An 11,501-nucleotide genomic window follows, 5' to 3' on the forward strand; every position below is an offset into this window, starting at 1 on the left:
GCCGGCCCTGCACCCGCTCGATGGCGCGCTGGATCGACATCGTGATCCAGGTGTTCAGGTCGATCTGGCCGAGCAGTCCGGCGTGCTTGACCGAGGCATCCGCGCCCGCCTGGGCGATGAAGCGGAATGGGCTGCCGGTGGCGAGCGTGTCCACGCCCTGCGCGACACTGGCCGCGGTCCAGAAGCCCTCGGTCGCCTTGGCCTGGGTCAGCATGCGCTGCTGCTCGATCCACTTGACGATGAGCAGATACCAGCTCCCCGCCGACATGACCACAAGGATCAGCAGCACGGTCTTGGCGACGAGGTCCGAGCCGGACCAGAGGGCGGCGAGGCCGTAGGGGTTGCTTGCGTCCACCGAATGCTCTCCAGAGTGCTATACGAAACCGGCGCGACTATAGGGCATCCGCGCGGCGAAACGGTCGGTTGGGGTTGGTCAGGTCAATGCTGGTGCTGCTGCGCCGCCGGCATGGCGTTCAGTGCCCGGACCTCGGCGCTGATCTCCACCTGGATGCGCTTCTTGTCCTTGCCTTCGAGCACCAACGTCAGCGGTACCTTGTCACCCGCGTTCAGCGGCTTGACCACGTCGATCAGCATGACGTGGTATCCACCCGGCTTGAGTTCGAGCGTCTGGCCCGGGACGACGTCGATCCCTGGAACCGCCTTCATCATCATGCGGTCCCCCTCCATGCGCATCTCGTGGACCTCGACGATCTTCGCAGCGCCGGACTTCACCTCGACCAGCCGCACCGCTTCGGTGGTGGTCAGTTGCATGAACGCGCCGGTGGATTTCTGGCTCGCCACGGTGCCGCGGACCCAGGGCTCCATGACGGTCACGTCAGCGTAGGCAGCCGTGGCGCTGGCCAGGGTCAGTGCCACAGAGGTGGCGGCGTTCAGAATCGAGCGGGACAACATCATGGGAATCTCCTTCAGGTGAAAAAAGCCAGCGCAAGTGAAGCGACGCAGGGGCCGACAGGCCACCGACTTGCCTACCCGCCCAGCCGCTGCATGGCGCGTTGCGCAGTGTGCCGCGCGTGGTCCACCATGCCCGCGAACATATCGACCAAAAACTGTCGGGCAAGAGGCGGCGCTTTGTCCGGCGAGCCCGCGTTGAAGGGCGGCGCAGGATCGTATTCGAGGTAGAGCTGGATCGCCTGTGCGTAGTCTTTCGACGTCACCAGCGCCGCGATCGTCAGCCCGAAGTCGATCCCCGCCGTCACGCCGCCCCCCGTGATGCGGTTGCGGTCGATCACCACCCGCTCCCGCACCGGGATGGCGCCGAGGTCTTTCAGCACGTCCACCGTGGACCAGTGGGACGTTGCCCGATAGCCTTTGAGCAGGCCCGCCGCGCCGAGGATGAGCGAGCCCGTGCAGACGCTGGTGACAAACCGGGCCGTGCGCGCCTTGTCAGCCAGGAAACGCAGCACCTCCGGGGCTTCCATCAACGTGAAGGTGCCCGGCACGCCGCCCGGCACGAACAGCACGTCGAGGTCGCTCGGGCACTGCGCGAAGGTGGTCGTCGGCCGCACCGGGATCAGCGGCTGCGGATCCTTCTCGTTGCCCACCAGGTCCAGGTTCTTCCAGACCAGGTGGATCTCCTTGTTCATCAGCGACTCGAACACCGCCAGCGGCCCGACCAGGTCCTGCAGGAACATGCCGGGATAGACCAGCATCGCCACCTTGACCTTGGGGCCGCCGAGCAGCGCGGCGTACCGGTCCATCGCCTCCAGGTGGGCGGCCTCGGCGGTCTCCTTGGAGGGCACCGGGGCCGCAGGCGGCGAGGTCGGCTCCCCCGCGGCGGCCCGGGTGGACACGCTCGTCAGGGACCAGCCGGAAAAAGACAACAGGTGCCAGAAACGTCGACGATTCATGGTCACTCCCGCTTCAGAAATCGAACTGGGCCGAGGCGGTCACGGTGCGGCGCTGCGCGGGCGTGACCTGACCGCCACCGAAGTAGGCAGACGGCTTGTAGAACTGCCGGTCGAACAGGTTGCCGACCCCGACGCCGTAGCGGGCGCCTTCGGTACGCCAGGACATCTGTGCGTCCCAGACCGTGGCCGCGGGCGTGAAGAAGCTGTTGGCGTTGTCCCCGGCGAGCCGGCCGCGGTAGGTCATCCCCAGCCCCGCACCGAAACCGGACCACGCCCCCTCCGGCGCGTCATAGCGCAGCGCCAACCGGGCCGATTTCTGCGGCACGTTGAAGAGCCACTTGTCCACCAGCGCCGTGTTCGTGTCCTCGACGATGCGCGCCTGCTGCGAGGTGAGCGCGGCCAGCCCGGTCCAGCCGCGGGCAAAGCGCCAACGCAGGTCGATGTCCACGCCCTTCGAGCGCTGCAGCCCGGTCTGGATCGACTTGCCGGGTTGCGCCGGATCGCCGACCGCGGCGTTGCGGCGCGACAGGTCGAACACGGCGATGGTCGCGGATACACCGTTGAAATCCTTGAGGCGCAGGCCCAGCTCCTTCTGCTGCCCCTCCTCCGGCTTGGGCGGCGTGCTGAAGACGGAGACCGTCGGCACCTTGATGCCCTCGGAATAGCCGGCGAACAGCGACACCTGCGGCGTCACGTCGTAGACCGCGCCGACGCGGGGCGTCGTGCGGTGGTTGCGGCTGACGTTGCTGACGCCCCAGGCGGGGTTGATGTCGGTCACGTCGATGCGGCTGTGGCGCAGGCTGCCCAGCAGGTGCCAGTCCCCGATGTCCACCTGGTCCTGCAGGTAGAGCACGCGGGACGTGTAGCGGTTCTGTTGATCAGGGGTGGCCGGCTCCAGCGGCTCGGACCAGACCGGGTAGACGGTCGGCCCGACCAGGCTGACGTTGTCCATCGCGATCGGTCCCATCAGATTGGAGTAGATCATGAAGGCGTCGTCCTTCGTCCGCTCCAGGTCGAGGCCGGCGCTGAGCGTGTGCCGGACGCCGTCGTGCTCGATGTGGCCGGTCAGGCTCGGTGAAACCGAGGTCGTCTTGAACCGGTCCCACATGCGGGCGCCGCAGAGGATGTTGGTGGCCGGCGTGGCCGTGCCGAAACCGAAGCAGCCCATCATCCCGGTGGGGTCCACGAGCCAGCTTCCGCGCTGGTCCACCTTCGCCTGCTGGTGCGCCAGGGTCAGGTCGAAGGTCCACGCGGGGGTCAGCCGCTGCATCCAGTGCAGGTGGACGCCCTGCGAGGTGTTGGTCGTGTCGGGCTGGTCGGTCGCGGCGATCATCGTGCGGCGCGACAGCGTGTAGGTCGAGGTGTCGAGCGTGCCGTTGACCGGTAGACCGCTGTAGTCGAGCGTGGTGTTGTCCAGGTAGCGCCCCTTCAGCACCACTTTGGTGTCGGCACTCGGCGTCCACGCGAGGCTGGGCGCCAGCGCGCGGCGGCGGAAGAACACCCGGTCCGTCTCGCTGTCGCGCTCGCTGGCCTCGCCCACCAACCGAACCGCCCAGTCCGCGCCGAGCGGCTGGTTGACGTCGAAGCCGACACCGCGCTCGCGCTGCGACCCGAGCCGGAACTGGACACGGCGGCGCACGGTCTGGTCGGGCTCGGCGGTGGTGATGGCGACGGTGCCGCCGAGACTGCCGTAGCTGCCCAGGCCCTGGCTGCTGCCGAACAGGTCACCCGCCGGCCCCTTGACGATGTCGATGCGCTCGACGTTCACCAGGCTTTCCTGCGTCCCGAAGTAGCCCGGCATCGCCACGCCGTCCACCACGGTTGCCGCCGTGAAGCCGCGGATCTTGAACGGCACGTTGTTGGCGTCGCGCTCGTCCACGTCGTTGACGTTGCTCGCGTTGCGCAGCACGTCTGTGAGCGTGCGGGCGCCCTGGTCCTCGATCAGCGACTTCGGCAGCACCACGATCGACTGCGGCACCTGCTCGACCGGGGTGTCGGTGCGGGTGGCCGACCGGGTGGCGGGCAGGACGTAGGGGCTGCGGTTGCCCGTCACCACCACGGTCGGCAGGCTGGTGCCCGGCGCATCCGTCTGGGCGTGGGCAGGGAACACCAGCGTCGCCGCCAGGGCGACCGGGGTCAGTCGGTGGATCATCTTGGCTCCTCGGGAATCGTTGTCGTTTGAAAAATTCATGCGGCCCGAGCGTGGGCGACCCCGGTGCGGCTGCGCGTCATGCCGGCCGGCATCTCGCCCGCCCGCAGGTGCATCAGCGGGCCGATCTGCACCGAGCGCTGCGCGTCCTCACCACCGGCGGCGATGAGCCCGCTGCGGCGCAGGCTGGAGAGCACGCGCGAGGCGGTCTCTGGCGCGGTGTCGGTCAGCGCGGCGATGTCGCTCAGGCGCGGCAGCTCGCAGCACATCGGCTCCGCATGCGCGTGATCAGGCTGTGCCAGCATCAGCAGCAGCGCTCGGATTCGCTCGGACGCTGGGCCGAAGCGCAGCCGCCCCTGCTCGGCGGCGCGGCGATGGCTGGCCGCGAGCTGCCGGATCAGCAGGTCCTGCCGCGAGCCCTCCGGCACCGCGCCCAGCGGCGCGATGACCGTCTCGACGATCGCCCGGCCGCAGGTGCTCTGCGGCTGGCCGATCAGTTGCTCGAAGCCGAGCAGATCGCCGGGCAGCGCCAGGTGCAGCGCGCTGTCGTCCCCCGCTGGCAGGTCCAGGCGCATCGCCCCGGCCACGATCACGAACGGCCACTGGAACCGGCCAGCCCGGAACACAAGCTCTCCGCGGCGGAACCGCTCGCGCGCCGGGCCGCACCAGGCCAGCAGATCGTCGTGGCGGACAGAAGAAACAGGGCTGGCGATCGAGATCATGTCGAGATCCTCGGAATGAACGTGTTCAGAAGCGTCGGGGTGGCACCGTTGGCGCGACTGTCAATGGGTCTTGTGCTGGCCGTGGGCAGCGTCATCGGCGGGCGGGTGCTGGCCGTGCGCATCCATGCGGACGATGCCGTCGAAGGTGGCGAACTTGGCGCGCTGCGCCGCGGGCAACTTGGCTTCGGCGACGGCCAGATCCTGGGCCAGCGCCTGCGCGTCCGCGGCACTCAGGCCGGCGTCCTGCAGCGCGGGTGCGTGGCGGATGCCGTCCCCCGCGCACAACACGACGCGCCAGCTCCCGTCGCCGTTGCGCGCCATCAGCGCCCGGCCGCCGCGCTCGCCCTGCGTCCAGCCCGCCACGGCGTGTGCGCCACGCAGCACCACCGGCTCGACCTGCAGGCGCGATTCGGGCTTGTCCCAGGTTTTCATCATCACGTGGCGAATGGCCTGGGTGTCATCGGCCGCGTGGACGGCCACGGGGGCCAGCAAGGCGACGATCAGGGCCGCGGCGGGCATGAAGCGGTTCAGGTTCAGCATGGAAATCTCCGGAAACGACAGGGTGAAAAAAAGGGGTCAGGGTTGAATAGAAGCCTGCGTGATCAGGCGCAGCCCGACCCAGCGCGAGGTGCGCTCGGCACCGCGCTCGGTGCCGGCTTCGGCAATCACGCGCCAGCCCTCGGAGGACTGCAGCGCGAGGCTACCGGCGAGCCGGTGCATCGGCTGGTTCGTGGCGAGGCCGGCGTCCCGAGCCACGCCAGTCGCCCCCGGCCCTTCCAGGCGGTGCCAGGCGACCAGTCGCTCGGCACGCAGCCCGAGTTGCCAGCGCGCATCCAGCGACCACACCGCGTCGAGCCAGCCGCCCGTGGTGCGACCGCGGTAGTCGGCGGAACCGCTCAGCGAATCCAGCGTGCCGCGCTCGTGCTGCGACAAGCCGGCCAGCGTCAGCATCAGCGGCAGGTCGTGTGGCGTCCAGCGCAGGCTCGCCCCGACCACCACGCTGCGCCCGTCGAAGCAGGTGACGCCGACCAGGCTGCGGGCGCAGTCCGGCTGCGCGTGGGTGTGCCCGGCCGTGGAACTCGCCGCGTAGGCACCGCGCGACCGGGGTGCCAGCCGCATCGCGAAGCCGTCGGCGGTCCACTCGCCCTGCCCCGCGCGCAGGTGCAGGCTCGGCGCCACCGCGGCATCCGCCGAGCCCGGAAACGCCTTCGCCCGCCACAGGCCGACGCCCACGGTCTGCAACCCGTCGTCCTGCCCGTCGCCGCGGCGCCAGCGCAAGTGAACACCATCGTCGATCCAGTCGCCATCGGACACCGCGCGCCGGATCAGCGGCGTCTGCGCGTAGCGGTCAAGGTGGCCGGCGTCCGTCAGCACCGCGCCCATCGGCATCGCCATGCGCCCCGCCGACAGGCTGAGCGGGTCATCCCCGAGCCGGTACCGGGCTTCACCGGTGGCCGTCTCGACGTGCGCCGCGCCCTGCCCGTGCCAGCCCACCGCCAGCCGTGCGCCGAGCTGCACGCCGCTGGCGGTGTCCGCACGGAACGCACCGCCCAGCATCGCATGCTCGACGTGCAGGCCGCGCCGGTCGTCCGCCGCCTGCCCACTGCCGAGCACGCCCGACCAGCGTGGTGCCGGCCACGACGAGCTGGCCTCGATGGCTGAAACGGCCGCCGCCGCATTCACGCGCCAGCCAGCGGTGCCGGGCAGCGTGTCCTCTTCGGCTTCGTGCGCCAGCGCCGCGCCGCCGCCCAGGACACCCGCCGCGATCAGCGCGGACACCACGGCACGGTGCGCGGCACGCCGCTGAACAGGCTTCATGTGCATGGAGGGCCTCATTGGAACGGGTTCGAAAAACGTGGATCGGTCAGCAGATCCTCGTCGGTGAGCGTCTTCAGGAAGGCCACCAGATCGGCCTTGTCCTGCGCAGTCAGGCTGATCGCGGCGACCAGATCGCTCTTGAAGGGGTTGTTGCGGCCATCACCCGCGTGCGGACCACTGGTGATCACCCGCCCGCCCGCAGCGTAGAAATCGAGCACTTCCTCCAGCGTCGCGATGCTGCCGTCGTGCATGTAGGGCGCTGTCACCGCGACGTTGCGCAGCGTCTGCGCGCGGAACTTGCCCATGTCCTCGGGCTTGCCGCTGAGTTCCAGGATGCCGCGGTTCGGGAACGGAAACCCGCCCTTGCCATCGATGTTGTAGAGCCCCGTGTTGTGGAAGGGTGTGTCCACCAGCCGCAGGCCGAGGTGGCGCGTCTGGTCGTTGAAGTTGAAGCTGCCGTGGCAGTGGAAGCACTCGGCCTTCTCGCCGTTGAACAGGTTCAGGCCGCGGGTCTCCGCCGCCGTGAGCAGCACCTCGCCCCGCTGCGCGCGGTCGTAGCGGCTGTTGGCCGAGATGATCGAGCGCTGGAACGCAGCGATCGACTTGATGATGTTTTCCCAGGTGATCGGCTGGGTCTGGCCGGCGTAGACGCTGGCGAAACGGGCAGGGTAATCGGCGTCAGCGCTGATGCGGGCCAGCACCGCGGCCTGGTTGCGGTCGTTGACGCCCATCTCGACCGGGTTGTCGCCGAACAACGGGGCGAGCGCCTGCTGCTCCAGGTCGATGAGCGAGAAGTTGGCCCAGGTCAGCGTGGCGTTGTAGGCGACGTTGGCGAGCGGTTGCGCGTTGCGCGGGTGGGCCTCGCCGGTGGAGCCGAGCGAGGTGGCCCGGCCATCGGTGAAGGCGAGCGACTGCAGGTGACAACTGGCGCAGGCCTGGGTGCCATTGCCCGACAGGCGCTTGTCGTGGAACAGGAAGCGACCCAGCTCGACCTTGGCGTCGCTCATCGGGTTGTTGTCCGGCACCACGGGCACGGGAAACCCGGCCGGCAGGCGCCAGGTCCAGGACGTGGTACTCAGTCCCGTGTCGATGGCCTGCGTGCCACCCCCGCCACAGCCGAACAGGCTGGCCACAAGGACCAGCGTCACGGTGACAGGGAGCACGCAAGCCACCTTCAGTCGGTTCAGCGGGCGGCTTGCGAAGGTCATGGTGCAGTCGCTCCGCGGATCACTTGGCGATGGCGCGGAAGATGGTGCCGCCCGACTTGGCGCCGGTCAGCGCGGTGAACATCGCCGGGCACTGCGGATCGTCCGCGGCCGACATGCAGCCCGCGGCGGTGCTGACGGTGTTCTGCGTCGCGTTGTTGCCGGCGAACAGCGCCTGCAGGTCCATCGTGATGCGCTGGCTGGTCGGATTGAACGCGGCGATCGTCACCGGCACCTGGTTGTTCGTGCTGCAGGTGTAGCCGCCCGTGGCCGTGGCCGCCGCATCCGCCACGCAGCCGGTGTTGCCAAGGTGGTAGACGAAGGTGCTGGTGTTGGCGACGTTGGTGGTGACGCCGGCGGTCGTCGTCGTGGCCTGCGCGCCTGCGGCGGTGATGGTCTGCACGCCGCCGGTGTAGGTGCCGGCTGTGGTGGCATTCTCCGGGCTGAGTTCGATCTTCATGAACTTGCGGCCCGACTGCCAGGACCAGAGCATGCCGGGCACGCTGGCGTCGATCGGCTTGGGCGTGGTGGACAGCGCCGGGTTGACGTGGTTGAGCGACTCGGGCACGCCCAGCACGAAGGACACGCCGACGTAGGTGCCGCTGGCGACGTTGCCGGTGAGCTTGGTGTTGGTGCCGCCGGTGGCGCCGCCGTTGACGCAGGTGCCATCCTCGAAGTCGATCAGCGCCACCGAGTCGGTGCCCGAGTTGGCCTGCCAGGTGCTTTCGTCGAGCGTGACGGCCACGGCGGTGCCGTCCGCCTTCAGCAGCTTCACGTTCGAGACGTAGAAGCGCAGGTCGGTGAGCTTGGCGTTGACCGCCGCGCCGCCGCGCGTGGCAATGCCGTTGACCTGCGTGTCGGCGCAGGTGCCGATGTTCAGCACCGAGTTGCCAACGGTGGCGGCGAAGTCGATGGACACGCTCTGCGTGGTGGCGGTCGGGGTGGTGGTCGTGGCGTCTTCACCGCCGCCGCAGGCGGTCAGTGCGGCAGCGGCCATCAGGGCCAGCGGGAAACGGGCAGAAGAAAAAACAGACATGGTCATCTCCAGGGGATCGGACAGGGAGGGGTTGGACAGAATGTCGAGCGCGACTCACCGCGCCCAGGGCGCGGGCAGGTCTTGGCTGGCAGAGCGCAGTTCGAGTTCATGGCGAGGCAGTCGCGCCTCGACCGCCGGATCGACCGGACGTGGCGCGCCGAACAGCGCAGGGGACGGGCGTGAGGCGAAGCGTGTGGCCGTACCGCTCAGCGGCAAGGTCGGCGCATCGGCCCAGCCGCCACCGATGTACAGCGCCAGTGCATACAGGGCCACGGCAGCCACCACGTGTGCGGCCACGAACAGCTTGACGTTCTGGATCATCGACGCACCTCCGGCGCGGCACATGTCCCGGGAGCAGGACAGGCCACCAGGGTCAGCGGGGCCGGGGAGGCGATCGGTCGTGGCGAGGCACTGGACAGCATGCTGTGCATCCAGCACAGCCAGGCCAGGGTGGCGAGGAAGGCACCCACGTTCAGGTGCGTCATCCATCGCATCAGCGAGACAACGGAAGGCATTGGAAAACCCGAGAGCAAGACGGTCAGGGCGACAGTCAGGGGACGGTCGGCGGACAGCGGAACCAGTCCGGCTGCACGCACGGCGACAGCACACCGCACGCCCACAGCGGGGCGGTGCTGCGGTTCTCAGGCCGTCCGCGGCGGGGCTCGGGGGGGAATCGGGGGGCCGGCAGGCGCGGGTTGCGGTGCCTGCAAGGGCTCGATGACCGGACGCAGGCGCAGCACCGGCCGATCGAAGTCAGCCCGGCGGTCAGGCGCCGGCCAATCGGCCAACAGCACCGGGGTCAGACAGGCCGCGCAGTGCGCGCCACCCATGACATCGCCCGCCAGAGGCTGTCCGTCGCTATCAATGGGCGCACTCGCCACAGTGACCGCACAGACCTCGGCCAGCATCGCCGCGCGCACCGGGTCGGCCGCAGCGATCAACCGCGACAACGTCGGCAGACACGCCGCGACCAGGAACAGCCAGCAGGCCATCCGGGTCAGTCGTGCCAGTGAGCGTCGAAGCGCAGTCATTCCGGAATTATCCGATCACTCAGAAAACGATGGCAACATATATTGAATTTTATTGATCATATTGACTGTTAAACAACAAAAGACAACACTTGATTGAACATGCTGCAACCCACCCTCAACCGGACTCCACCGATGAAGACGTTTTTCCAGCCCTTGCGCCGCCATTGCCTGACGACTGCACTGACCCTGGCACTTGCCGCGCCCTGCGTCGTGCTGGCCCATGACTTCAAAGCCGGCGACATCGTCATCGACCACCCGTATGCCACGCCCTCGCTGCCGGGCGCCCGCACCGGCGCGGTCTACTTCCGCGGCCTGCGCAACACGGGGCACAGTGCAGATCGCCTGGTCAGCGCGCGCACCCCGGCAGCGGGCTCTGTCGAAATTCACCGGATGGTCATGGACGGCGAGGTCATGCGCATGGGGTCACTGGACTCCGTGGCCTTGCCAGCCGGCGGCGAACTGCCGTTTCGGCACGGTGGTCAGTACCACCTGATGCTCATCGACCTGAAGTCACCGCTGGTGGTGGGAGACCGCTTCGCGCTGACCCTGCGCTTCGAGCGCGGCGGCGAGCGGGAGGTCACGGTCTGGGTGCAGCAGCCGCGCGAAGCAGCACGCGACAGCGGCCACCAGCACTGACCGTCGACCGCCTCGGCGGCGGGCCAAATCAGGCTTGCGCGGGAGGGGCGCGAGGAGGCGCCGAGCGCCAGACCGGGGCCGGGCCGGGCAAGTACAGCGGCTCCGTGGCGGGCCGCAGGTGTTGCGCAGCGGGCGCATGGTCTGGCCGGCGATCAGGCTCGGGCCAGGCGAAGGCCACGGCCGCGGACAGGCACATCGGGCAATGGGCGCCGTCCCCGGTGAATTCCGGATCAGGCGCATCCGATGCGGGGGCTGCCACCGATATCATGCCGACCGAGCAGATCTCGGCCAGCACCGCCGCCCGCGCAGGATCTACCGCGCCCAGCAGGCGCGACACCGTCGGAGCGACGGCCACCATCAGGACGGCCAGCAAGGCCATCCAGACCAGGCGCATCAGAGAACGGCGACCGAGGGACATCACGAGACTGTACCGGGATGCGCCCCTGGATTCAAACGCGGGCAGGCAGGCGCCACGCGATGTCCTGCACCAGCGCCCGGGCCAGCTCCTGCTTGTCGCAGCGGCTGCCGTCTTCAGGCAGCGCGCGGGCGCCGTCCGCATCGACCAGCAGCAGCGCGTTGTCGTCGCGGCCGAACGTCGCCGGGCCAAGGTTGCCGACGATCAGCGGCACGTTCTTGCGCAGCAGCTTCTCGCGGGCGTGGTGTTCGAGCCTCTCGCTTTCGGCCGCGAAGCCGACGCAGTAGGGCCGGTCCGGCAAGGCCGCGACGGCGGCAAGGATGTCGGGGTTCTCGCTGAGTTCGAAGGTCGGCGCGATCTTCTTGCCGTCCTTCTTGATCTTGTGCGCGGACAGGCTGGCCGGACGCCAGTCGGCCACCGCCGCGGTGGCGATGAAGAGATCGTGCAGCGGCGCGGCCGGCAGCACCGCGTCGTGCATCTGCTGCGCCGAGCGTACGTCGATGCGGCGCACGCCGCGCGGCGTGTCCAGATGGACCGGGCCGGCCACCAGCGTGACATCCGCACCAGCCTCGCGGGCCGCGCGGGCCAGCGAGAACCCCATCTTGCCGCTCGACAGGTTCG

At 69.1% G+C, this 11,501-nt stretch carries 13 protein-coding genes and 1 pseudogene; 1 reads left to right on the top strand and 13 read right to left on the bottom strand.

Annotated elements, in window-relative coordinates; translation table 11 throughout:
• From AB3X43_RS04720 to AB3X43_RS04770, 11 genes and pseudogenes are all read right to left on the bottom strand, one after another.
• Positions 1–355: pseudogene (locus AB3X43_RS04720) on the bottom strand (MotA/TolQ/ExbB proton channel family protein); the annotation flags it as partial.
• Positions 356–438: 83 nt separating this feature from the next.
• Positions 439–915: a copper chaperone PCu(A)C gene (locus AB3X43_RS04725; RefSeq protein WP_369428719.1), complete on the bottom strand. Its 477-nt coding sequence runs from the start codon at positions 913–915 to the stop codon at positions 439–441.
• 71 nt (positions 916–986) lie between these two features.
• The gene (locus AB3X43_RS04730) at positions 987–1,868 is read right to left on the bottom strand and encodes a DJ-1/PfpI family protein (RefSeq protein WP_369428720.1); all 882 of its coding nucleotides are present in this window, start codon (positions 1,866–1,868) and stop codon (positions 987–989) included.
• A gap of 13 nt (positions 1,869–1,881) precedes the next feature.
• Positions 1,882–4,020 carry a TonB-dependent siderophore receptor gene (locus AB3X43_RS04735; RefSeq protein WP_369428721.1) on the bottom strand — a complete coding sequence of 713 codons (2,139 nt, stop codon included), beginning with the start codon at positions 4,018–4,020 and terminating at the stop codon, positions 1,882–1,884.
• Positions 4,021–4,055: 35 nt separating this feature from the next.
• A complete protein-coding gene (locus AB3X43_RS04740) occupies positions 4,056–4,739 on the bottom strand; it encodes a Crp/Fnr family transcriptional regulator (RefSeq protein WP_369428722.1) in 684 nt (227 codons plus the stop codon).
• A gap of 60 nt (positions 4,740–4,799) precedes the next feature.
• Positions 4,800–5,279, bottom strand: coding sequence for a copper uptake system-associated protein (locus AB3X43_RS04745; protein WP_369428723.1), 480 nt, complete (start codon positions 5,277–5,279; stop codon positions 4,800–4,802).
• A gap of 36 nt (positions 5,280–5,315) precedes the next feature.
• Positions 5,316–6,563, bottom strand: coding sequence for a hypothetical protein (locus AB3X43_RS04750; protein WP_369428724.1), 1,248 nt, complete (start codon positions 6,561–6,563; stop codon positions 5,316–5,318).
• A gap of 8 nt (positions 6,564–6,571) precedes the next feature.
• The gene (locus tag AB3X43_RS04755; protein WP_369428725.1) at positions 6,572–7,765 is read right to left on the bottom strand and encodes an MbnH family di-heme enzyme; all 1,194 of its coding nucleotides are present in this window, start codon (positions 7,763–7,765) and stop codon (positions 6,572–6,574) included.
• Positions 7,766–7,784: 19 nt separating this feature from the next.
• Complete coding sequence (locus AB3X43_RS04760; RefSeq protein ID WP_369428726.1) at positions 7,785–8,804, bottom strand: MbnP family copper-binding protein; 1,020 nt, start codon at positions 8,802–8,804, stop codon at positions 7,785–7,787.
• Between the two features lie 48 nt (positions 8,805–8,852).
• Complete coding sequence (locus AB3X43_RS04765; RefSeq protein WP_369428727.1) at positions 8,853–9,119, bottom strand: hypothetical protein; 267 nt, start codon at positions 9,117–9,119, stop codon at positions 8,853–8,855.
• A 320-nt stretch (positions 9,120–9,439) separates the two neighbouring features.
• Positions 9,440–9,829, bottom strand: a complete 390-nt coding sequence (locus tag AB3X43_RS04770) for a hypothetical protein (RefSeq protein ID WP_369428728.1) — start codon at positions 9,827–9,829, stop codon at positions 9,440–9,442.
• A gap of 99 nt (positions 9,830–9,928) precedes the next feature.
• Here AB3X43_RS04770 and AB3X43_RS04775 point away from each other — a divergent pair, with 99 nt between their 5' ends.
• On the top strand, positions 9,929–10,465 hold the full coding sequence (locus tag AB3X43_RS04775) for a copper chaperone PCu(A)C (RefSeq protein WP_369428729.1): 537 nt from the start codon (positions 9,929–9,931) through the stop codon (positions 10,463–10,465).
• Positions 10,466–10,493: 28 nt separating this feature from the next.
• Here AB3X43_RS04775 and AB3X43_RS04780 read toward each other — a convergent pair whose 3' ends face one another.
• Positions 10,494–10,883 (bottom strand): DUF2946 family protein, encoded by a 390-nt coding sequence (locus AB3X43_RS04780; protein ID WP_369428730.1) that lies wholly within the window; start codon positions 10,881–10,883, stop codon positions 10,494–10,496.
• 31 nt (positions 10,884–10,914) lie between these two features.
• On the bottom strand, positions 10,915–11,501 hold a 587-nt coding region (locus AB3X43_RS04785), incomplete at its 5' end, for a phosphopantothenoylcysteine decarboxylase domain-containing protein (protein ID WP_369428731.1).

Origin of the sequence: Sphaerotilus sp., from assembly GCF_041083715.1 — a bacterium.
Taxonomy (GTDB): domain Bacteria; phylum Pseudomonadota; class Gammaproteobacteria; order Burkholderiales; family Burkholderiaceae_C; genus Sphaerotilus.

Coding starts and splice junctions, on each gene's coding strand:
- AB3X43_RS04725 (WP_369428719.1), bottom strand. CDS start 915: ATGATGTTGTCCCGCTCGATTCTGAACGCCGCCACCTCTGTGGCACTG.
- AB3X43_RS04730 (WP_369428720.1), bottom strand. CDS start 1,868: ATGAATCGTCGACGTTTCTGGCACCTGTTGTCTTTTTCCGGCTGGTCC.
- AB3X43_RS04735 (WP_369428721.1), bottom strand. CDS start 4,020: ATGATCCACCGACTGACCCCGGTCGCCCTGGCGGCGACGCTGGTGTTC.
- AB3X43_RS04740 (WP_369428722.1), bottom strand. CDS start 4,739: ATGATCTCGATCGCCAGCCCTGTTTCTTCTGTCCGCCACGACGATCTG.
- AB3X43_RS04745 (WP_369428723.1), bottom strand. CDS start 5,279: ATGCTGAACCTGAACCGCTTCATGCCCGCCGCGGCCCTGATCGTCGCC.
- AB3X43_RS04750 (WP_369428724.1), bottom strand. CDS start 6,563: ATGCACATGAAGCCTGTTCAGCGGCGTGCCGCGCACCGTGCCGTGGTG.
- AB3X43_RS04755 (WP_369428725.1), bottom strand. CDS start 7,765: ATGACCTTCGCAAGCCGCCCGCTGAACCGACTGAAGGTGGCTTGCGTG.
- AB3X43_RS04760 (WP_369428726.1), bottom strand. CDS start 8,804: ATGACCATGTCTGTTTTTTCTTCTGCCCGTTTCCCGCTGGCCCTGATG.
- AB3X43_RS04765 (WP_369428727.1), bottom strand. CDS start 9,119: ATGATCCAGAACGTCAAGCTGTTCGTGGCCGCACACGTGGTGGCTGCC.
- AB3X43_RS04770 (WP_369428728.1), bottom strand. CDS start 9,829: ATGACTGCGCTTCGACGCTCACTGGCACGACTGACCCGGATGGCCTGC.
- AB3X43_RS04775 (WP_369428729.1), top strand. CDS start 9,929: ATGCTGCAACCCACCCTCAACCGGACTCCACCGATGAAGACGTTTTTC.
- AB3X43_RS04780 (WP_369428730.1), bottom strand. CDS start 10,883: ATGTCCCTCGGTCGCCGTTCTCTGATGCGCCTGGTCTGGATGGCCTTG.